Here is a 6,613-nt window from a genome sequence, read left to right on the forward strand (position 1 = left end):
TGCTACCAACAAAACTCTCGGATGCAACCGGACGTCACTGGACGTTAGACAGCAAAAAAGCCCGGAAAACCGGGCTTCTTACTTTGCTTCTGGACCATCTTGGATGATCTGAAATGGGAATTTGGTGCCCAGAAGAGGACTCGAACCTCCACACCCTTTCGAGTACCAGCACCTGAAGCTGGCGCGTCTACCAATTCCGCCATCTGGGCGACGAGGAGCCGTGTAAAGCGACTGCTCTGGCCTGTCAACCGACATTTTGAAGTTTTCATGTCATGGCGAACGATCCTCGTGAAAGCGCCGCCCGCCTGCGTGCGGCCAATCCCTTGCACGGCAGGCGATGTGGGTGAATATTAGAATGACGCGGTCGTGAAAAAGCCGTGATCCGACCGCTGACTGCGTCGGTCGATGCACCGGCTGCAAATGCCGGTGCAGCAGGTTCGTGTAAGGATGTCGATATGAAAACAAGCTTCGCCGTCATGGCCCTGACGCTGATCGGCGCTCAGGTGCTCGGCACGGCTGCCGAGGCAGCGATGCCGGCGCCGATCGCACCGAGGGTCGCCGCGCCCGCACAGGCCGGCATCGCCGGTGTCGAGAAGGTCGATCTCGTCTGCGATTTCTCCGGATGTTACGAAACCTGGGATCGCCCGCGCCCGCCGCGCTATCGTCCGCCACCGCCGGACTATTATCCGCCGTCGGTCTATGACGAGCCGGCTTACCGGCCGCCACCGCCCCCGCCGGTCTATCGCCCGCGTCCCCGCCCGCCGGTTTATGTCGAACCCGGCTACCGGCCGCCGCGCAATGTCTGGGCCCGCCACGTCGAATGGTGCCTCAACCGCTATCGGTCCTACAATCCGCGCACCAACGAGTTCCTGTCCTCCGGCGGTTATTACAAGACCTGCCGCTCGCCCTTCTATTGAGGCCTTCATGCCGGGGACGCGGACGGCAATCTGTGCCGCCCCGTGTCCCCGGCCTGTCCGGCTCGGCACCGATTCAGCTGTCCAGCCCCTCGCTCTTTGCCGCGCGATCGACATGGCCGAGATCCCGCTCCGGATCGATCACGTCCCGTACCCGCTGTTTCAGCTCCTTCGGGCCCGGAAATCCGCCGTCCCGGCTGCGCTCCCAGATCATCTCGTCACCCAGCCGGATCTCGAAGATCCCGCCGGTGCCGGGGATCAGCGCCACTTCCCCGAGATCCGTGCCGAAGGTCTGCAGCAGTTCCTGCGCCATCCAGCCGGAGCGCAAAAGCCAGTTGCACTGCGTGCAATAGGTGATCGAAATCCGGGGCTTATCCATTGGCGTCCTGTGCCTCACAATGAAGTCAACTGTCTGGGTCAAGTTTTGATCGCGCGCGTCTTGCCACGATCTGGCAGACGCGGCAATTGGCCGACATCCATTGTCCGCATAGGAGCGCCCCATGTCCATCCGCAACGAACATCTCGTTTTTCCCGCCCTCGCGCCGCTCTATCGGTCGACCCATGACCTCGCCGAAACGCTGCTGCGGGTTGTCGCCGGCGGTTTCCTCGTCATTCACGGCGCGGGCAAGATCGTCGATCCCTTCGGCGCGGTCGACATGGTCGAGGGCCTCGGCTTCTATCCCGGTGTCTTCTGGTCGCCGCTGCTTGCAGCCACCGAATTCTTCGGCGGCATTCTGCTTGCGATCGGCCTTCTCACCCGCCCCGCCGCCTTTGCGGTCACGATCGTGTTGCTGGTGACCGTCTATTTCCATTGGATCCAGATCGGGGAGGGCTTTTCCGGCGCCGAAAAATCCCTGCTGTGGAGCGCGATGACCCTCTATTTTGTCATCCGTGGTGGCAATGCCCATTCGGTCGATGCGCGTCTTCCCAGGACAGTCTGATCTTTCGCCGAAATGACGCAGGGCGCCCGGCAAATGCCGCCGGGTGGCCTTGCAGAGACGCATCGGTCATGCCTCTTCTGCAGTTCTTGCCATTCACTCGCCGGAACTCCATGCGCGTCGCCATCGTCGAAAATTCCAGGATCACCCATTCCGGCCAGGTCGGCATTGCGCTGGCCGAGGCCGGTGCCGAAACCACCACCATCAAGGCCTATGACGGCGAGCCCTTGCCGCAGCCCGAGGATTTCGATGCTTTGGTGGTCTTCGGCGGCGAGCAGAATGCCCGCGACGATGAGAGGCATCCCTACCTGCCGCATCTGGCCGATCGGATGCGGCGCTTTGGCGACGCGGACAAATCCGTGCTCGGCATCTGCCTCGGCAGCCAGTTGCTCGCCCGTGCCTATGGCGCCGACAATCTCATCGGCACGGCCCCCGAATTCGGCTGGTGCAGCATCGAAAAAACCGGCCATGGCAAGACCGATCCCGTGCTCTCTGCCGTTCCGGATGAATTCCTGTCGTTCCAGTGGCACGACGACACTTTCACGCTGCCGGCGGATGCCCTGCATCTCGCCGAAAACCAGAGCGCCCGCCATCAGGCCTTCCGCCTCGGCCGTGCATCCTATGGTTTCCAGTTTCATTTCGAGGCCAATCGAGCCGTCGTGCGCGATTGGCTCGTGCAGTTTCCGGATGCGGTCGAGCGCAAGGAGCCGGGCTGGGCGTTGCGCCACGACGGACTGGCCGAGCGCCATGGAGCCCTTTCCGACGAGGCAGGTCTGGCGCTCGCCCGCGCCTGGGTCGCTACGATCGGCAGCTGATGCGAGGCAGCGTGACCGCTTGACCGAAATCAAGCCGGTCTGGCCCGCTCGCTGCTAGGGGAGATCCAGCGCTTCTGGAGAATGCCCCTTTTGTCTCTGCCCGCCTTTGCCCTTGCCGTCCTGCTCCTTCTGCTCACCCCCGGCCCGACCAACACCCTTCTGGCCGTCGCCGGTGCCACGCGCGGCCTGAAAGCCTCCCTGCCGCTGGTTGGCGCTGAGCTTGCCGGTTATCTGGCGACGATCTCGACCCTCGTCTTTGTGGCTGCCCCCTTGCTGGCTGGCCAGCCAACCGCGGCCCTCGTCATCAAGCTCTTGTCCACCGTCTGGGTCCTTCTGCTGGCCATCCGGCTCTGGAGCAACCCACCGACGGCGGCCGATCCCGGCGCCGTCAATGCGCTCGGCGTCTTTGCAACGACCGTCCTCAACCCCAAGGGCTTGATCATCGGCCTTGCCCTCATCCCGCCCGCTGTCGCCGGCACACCCGATGGCCTCACAGCGCCGCTCCCTTATCTCGGCCTGTTTTCCGCGCTGGTAATGCTGGTTGCCCTCTCCTGGATCACCCTCGGCGCTGCGGTTCTCCGTCGGGTGGCCGTCGCAAACCCGCTGCTTGTCGGCCGGATCGCCGCGAGTTTCCTCGTCCTCTTCGCCGCGGGCCTCGCCGGCCGGGCCATCGGCTGGATCTGATCCCGCCCGGACGCACCCCTTGCAGGCGACTACAACCCGTGCTTAATCGCTATTCAATCGTTTAATGACGGCTTCAGGGACCTCGGGGAGGGGGAAAATGAAAGCAGCATTGCAGCGCTTCTGCGCGCTCATAATTTTCAGTCTATCCATTTTCATCAGCGCTCCGGCCTCGGCAACCCCGATCGGCGCGGACAAGGTGATCCGCGACTGGTATCACCTCGTGCTCGAACTAGTGCGCCACACGCCCACCTATTCACCGCCCGTCGCCAGCCGCGCCTTCGCCTATCTCGGCGTCGCCGGCTACGAAGCGCTCGTCTCCGGCGATTCGACCATGGTCAGCCTGTCCGGCCAGTTGAACGGGCTTAGCCCGGTTCCCTCCCGTGTCGCCGGCGAAAGCTATGACGAGGCGATCGTCGTCAATGCCGCCCTGGGTTCCGCCACCCGCGCCCTCTTCGCCAATACCGGCCCGACCGGCCAGCGGGCCCTGAAACGTTTCGGCGAGAAGATGGCGGCGAGCCTCAATGAAGGTCTGGCGCCAGAACTCGTGGCGCGCAGCACCGCCTATGGCGAAAGCGTCACCGCCCATATCCTCGCCTGGTCCGAGGGTGATGGCGGCGCGAAGATCGAAAACATGGGTTTTCCGCTGGAGTATAAGCTCACGGAAGGTCCCGAACACTGGGTGCCGACCAACCTTATCAATCAGCAGCAGATGCCGCTTCTGCCGAAATGGGGTGAAAACCGTCCCTTCGCCATGAAGACCGGAAACGGTTGCCCGCTCCCGCCACCGCCGGCCTATAGCGAGGAGAAGGGCTCGGCCTTCTATCGGGAGGCCCTCGAAGTCTACGAGGCCGTTAAGGGGCTGACGCCGGAGCAGCGCGCCATCGCCCGCTTCTGGTCCGACGACCCGATGCTGTCGCCCACCCCGCCCGGCCATTGGATGGTCATCGCCTTGCAGCAGCTGGACGAGCGCAAGGCGAGTGCGAGCGACCATGCCGATCTGCTCGCCCGTCTCGGCGTGACACTCGCCGACGCCTTCATCGGCTGCTGGCATTCGAAGTTCGAATTCGATCTCGTCCGTCCGGTCACCTATATCAAGCGGGTGATCGATCCGAAGTGGGAGCCGCTCCTGATCACGCCGCCCTTCCCGGAATATCCGAGCGGCCATTCCACACAGTCCGGTGCGGCAGCGACGGTGTTGACCGCCTTCTTCGGCGAGAATTACGCCTTCACCGACAGCACCCATGAAAAGGACAAGCTGCCGAACCGCCCCTTCAAGAGCTTCTGGGATGCGGCAGACGAGGCCGGCATTTCACGCCTCTACGGCGGCATCCATTTCCGTGCCGCCATCGAACGCGGCCTCGACCAGGGGCGATGTGTCGGCGCTTATGCCGTCGCCCTGAAGACGCGCCGATGAGCCGCTCCGGTCTTCCGTGCGCCCTCGCGCCGGCGCTGCTCCTGTCGCTGCTGGCATCGCCTGCGCTGTCGGCAGACGGCCCCCTTGTGCCGCACTATGCGGATGAAACCGCAACCAGCGGCATTTCCAGCACCTATCGCGGCGACTGGGAGTTCATGGTCGGCGGTGGTGCCGGCAGTTTCGACTGCAATGCCGATGGCTTTCCCGATCTGGTGCTCGCAGGCGGCGAGGACAAGGCGAAATTCTATCTCAATCGCAGCGAGCCGGGCGGCACCTTGAAATTCGAGGAAAAACCCTCGGGCCTCGAACTCGACAAGGTGATCGGCGCCTATCCGCTCGATATCGACGGCGACGGTCTGCAGGACGTCGTCCTCCTGCGCTCCGGCGAAAATGTCGTGATGCGGGGCCTTGGCGAATGCCGCTTCGAGCGAGCCAATGAGGCCTTCGGCTTCGACGGCGGCGATGCCTGGTCGACGGCTTTCTCCGCCACCTGGGAAAAGGGCGCCACCTGGCCGACGCTCGCCATCGGCAACTACATCGACCGCTTCGAGGATTTCGAGCCCTGGGGCTCCTGCACCGACAACTGGCTGCAGAGGCCGGCCTCGGCTACCGAGCGCCGCTTTGCCCCGCCTTTGCCGCTCACGCCCTCCTTCTGCCCGCTCTCCATGCTCTTCACCGACTGGGACCGCTCCGGCACGCCGTCGCTGCGCGTCTCCAACGACCGCGAATATTACAAGGGCGGCCAGGAGCAGATGTGGCACCTGCCGCCGGGCGGGCCGCCGGCGCTCTACACCCAGGCCGAGGGCTGGAAATACCTGCGCATCTGGGGCATGGGCATCGCCTCCCATGACCTCGATTTCGACGGTTATCCGGAATATTTTCTCACCAGCATGGCCGACAACAAGCTGCAGACGCTTTCCGAGATCCCGAAGGGCGGCAAACCGAAACCGGCTTACAATGACGTCGCCTTCGCCAGGGGTGCGACCGCGCACCGGCCTTATACCGGCGGCGAGATCCGGCCCTCGACCGCCTGGCACACCGATTTCGAGGACGTCAACAATGACGGCCGCGCCGATCTCTTCATCGCCAAGGGCAATGTCGCCAAGATGCCGGACTTTGCCGAAAGGGACCCGAACAACCTGCTGATCCAGGGCGCCGACGGCAAGTTCATCGAGATGGGCGACAAGGCCGGTATCGCCTCGATGGCGACCGGGCGGGGAGGGGCGCTGGCCGATTTCAACCTCGATGGGTTGGTCGATCTCCTGGTCGTCAACCAGGGCTCGCCGGTCGAGATCTGGCGCAATGTGACCGAGGGGGCAGGGCATTTCCTGCAGATTGCGCTCCGCCAGGAGGGAGCCAACCGCAACGCCATCGGGGCCTGGATCGAGGTCAAGACCGGTGCCGTGATCCAGCGCCGCGAGGTGACCATCGGCGGCGGCCACGCCAGCGGCAAGACTGGTTGGCACCACTTTGGTCTGGGGGCGCAGGCGCAGACCGAGATCCGCGTGTTGTGGCCGCAGGGTGAGGTCGGGGAATGGCAGACGGTGTCGGCGGACGGGTTTTATGTGGTGCGGCCCGGCGTGACGCCCAAGGCCTGGAAGCCGGGCGAGGGGATGTGAGGAGGCCCATCTCCCCCGCAAGGAGGGAGATAGAGTCTCGCAAGCGCTTCGGCTCCCTCATGCTGAGGTGCCCGCGTGAAGCGCGGGCCTCGAAGCATCCTGCACTGGTGGCCTCGTGCTTCGAGGCCGGGCAAGCCCGGCACCTCAGCATGAGGGGATCGGGGTGGCCTCGCCCTTCGAGGCCCGACTGTGTCGGGCACCTCAGGGTGAGGGGTGATGTATCACTGTC

Annotated in this window: 7 protein-coding genes and 1 tRNA gene; 6 read left to right on the forward strand and 2 right to left on the reverse strand. The window is 64.2% G+C overall.

Going from position 1 to position 6,613, the window contains the following annotated elements; genetic code table 11:
- Positions 1-122: 122 nt before the first annotated feature.
- A tRNA-Leu gene (locus DFO46_RS22165) sits at positions 123-209 on the reverse strand.
- Between the two features lie 246 nt (positions 210-455).
- Between DFO46_RS22165 and DFO46_RS22170 the strand changes: the two genes are divergently transcribed.
- Entirely contained in the window at positions 456-917 is a 462-nt protein-coding gene (locus tag DFO46_RS22170) for a BA14K family protein (protein ID WP_110793923.1), read from the forward strand.
- A gap of 73 nt (positions 918-990) precedes the next feature.
- Here DFO46_RS22170 and DFO46_RS22175 read toward each other — a convergent pair whose 3' ends face one another.
- Positions 991-1,293, reverse strand: coding sequence for a SelT/SelW/SelH family protein (locus DFO46_RS22175; protein WP_110793852.1), 303 nt, complete (start codon positions 1,291-1,293; stop codon positions 991-993).
- 121 nt (positions 1,294-1,414) lie between these two features.
- On the opposite strand from DFO46_RS22175, the gene DFO46_RS22180 reads away from it, so the two are divergent.
- The 5 genes from DFO46_RS22180 (at position 1,415) to DFO46_RS22200 (ending at position 6,384) form a co-directional block, all read left to right on the forward strand.
- Positions 1,415-1,855 (forward strand): DoxX family protein, encoded by a 441-nt coding sequence (locus DFO46_RS22180; protein WP_120279107.1) that lies wholly within the window; start codon positions 1,415-1,417, stop codon positions 1,853-1,855.
- Between the two features lie 110 nt (positions 1,856-1,965).
- Positions 1,966-2,667, forward strand: coding sequence for a type 1 glutamine amidotransferase (locus DFO46_RS22185; RefSeq protein ID WP_120279108.1), 702 nt, complete (start codon positions 1,966-1,968; stop codon positions 2,665-2,667).
- Positions 2,668-2,748: 81 nt separating this feature from the next.
- Positions 2,749-3,351 carry a hypothetical protein gene (locus DFO46_RS22190; protein ID WP_245422692.1) on the forward strand — a complete coding sequence of 201 codons (603 nt, stop codon included), beginning with the start codon at positions 2,749-2,751 and terminating at the stop codon, positions 3,349-3,351.
- Between the two features lie 97 nt (positions 3,352-3,448).
- Positions 3,449-4,765 carry a vanadium-dependent haloperoxidase gene (locus DFO46_RS22195; protein WP_120279110.1) on the forward strand — a complete coding sequence of 439 codons (1,317 nt, stop codon included), beginning with the start codon at positions 3,449-3,451 and terminating at the stop codon, positions 4,763-4,765.
- On the forward strand, positions 4,762-6,384 hold the full coding sequence (locus tag DFO46_RS22200) for a CRTAC1 family protein (RefSeq protein ID WP_120279111.1): 1,623 nt from the start codon (positions 4,762-4,764) through the stop codon (positions 6,382-6,384). The genes DFO46_RS22195 and DFO46_RS22200 overlap by 4 nt, the downstream gene beginning before the upstream one ends.
- The last annotated feature ends 229 nt before the right edge of the window (positions 6,385-6,613 follow it).

The organism is Rhizobium sp. AG855 (assembly GCF_003610655.1).
Classification (GTDB): domain Bacteria; phylum Pseudomonadota; class Alphaproteobacteria; order Rhizobiales; family Rhizobiaceae; genus Allorhizobium; species Allorhizobium wuzhouense.

Bases quoted from the DNA above. Each gene is read 5' to 3' on its own strand.
- DFO46_RS22200 (WP_120279111.1), top strand. From the start codon at position 4,762: ATGAGCCGCTCCGGTCTTCCGTGCGCCCTCGCGCCGGCGCTGCTCCTG.
- DFO46_RS22170 (WP_110793923.1), top strand. From the start codon at position 456: ATGAAAACAAGCTTCGCCGTCATGGCCCTGACGCTGATCGGCGCTCAG.
- DFO46_RS22190 (WP_245422692.1), top strand. From the start codon at position 2,749: ATGCCCCTTTTGTCTCTGCCCGCCTTTGCCCTTGCCGTCCTGCTCCTT.
- DFO46_RS22175 (WP_110793852.1), bottom strand. From the start codon at position 1,293: ATGGATAAGCCCCGGATTTCGATCACCTATTGCACGCAGTGCAACTGG.
- DFO46_RS22180 (WP_120279107.1), top strand. From the start codon at position 1,415: ATGTCCATCCGCAACGAACATCTCGTTTTTCCCGCCCTCGCGCCGCTC.
- DFO46_RS22195 (WP_120279110.1), top strand. From the start codon at position 3,449: ATGAAAGCAGCATTGCAGCGCTTCTGCGCGCTCATAATTTTCAGTCTA.
- DFO46_RS22185 (WP_120279108.1), top strand. From the start codon at position 1,966: ATGCGCGTCGCCATCGTCGAAAATTCCAGGATCACCCATTCCGGCCAG.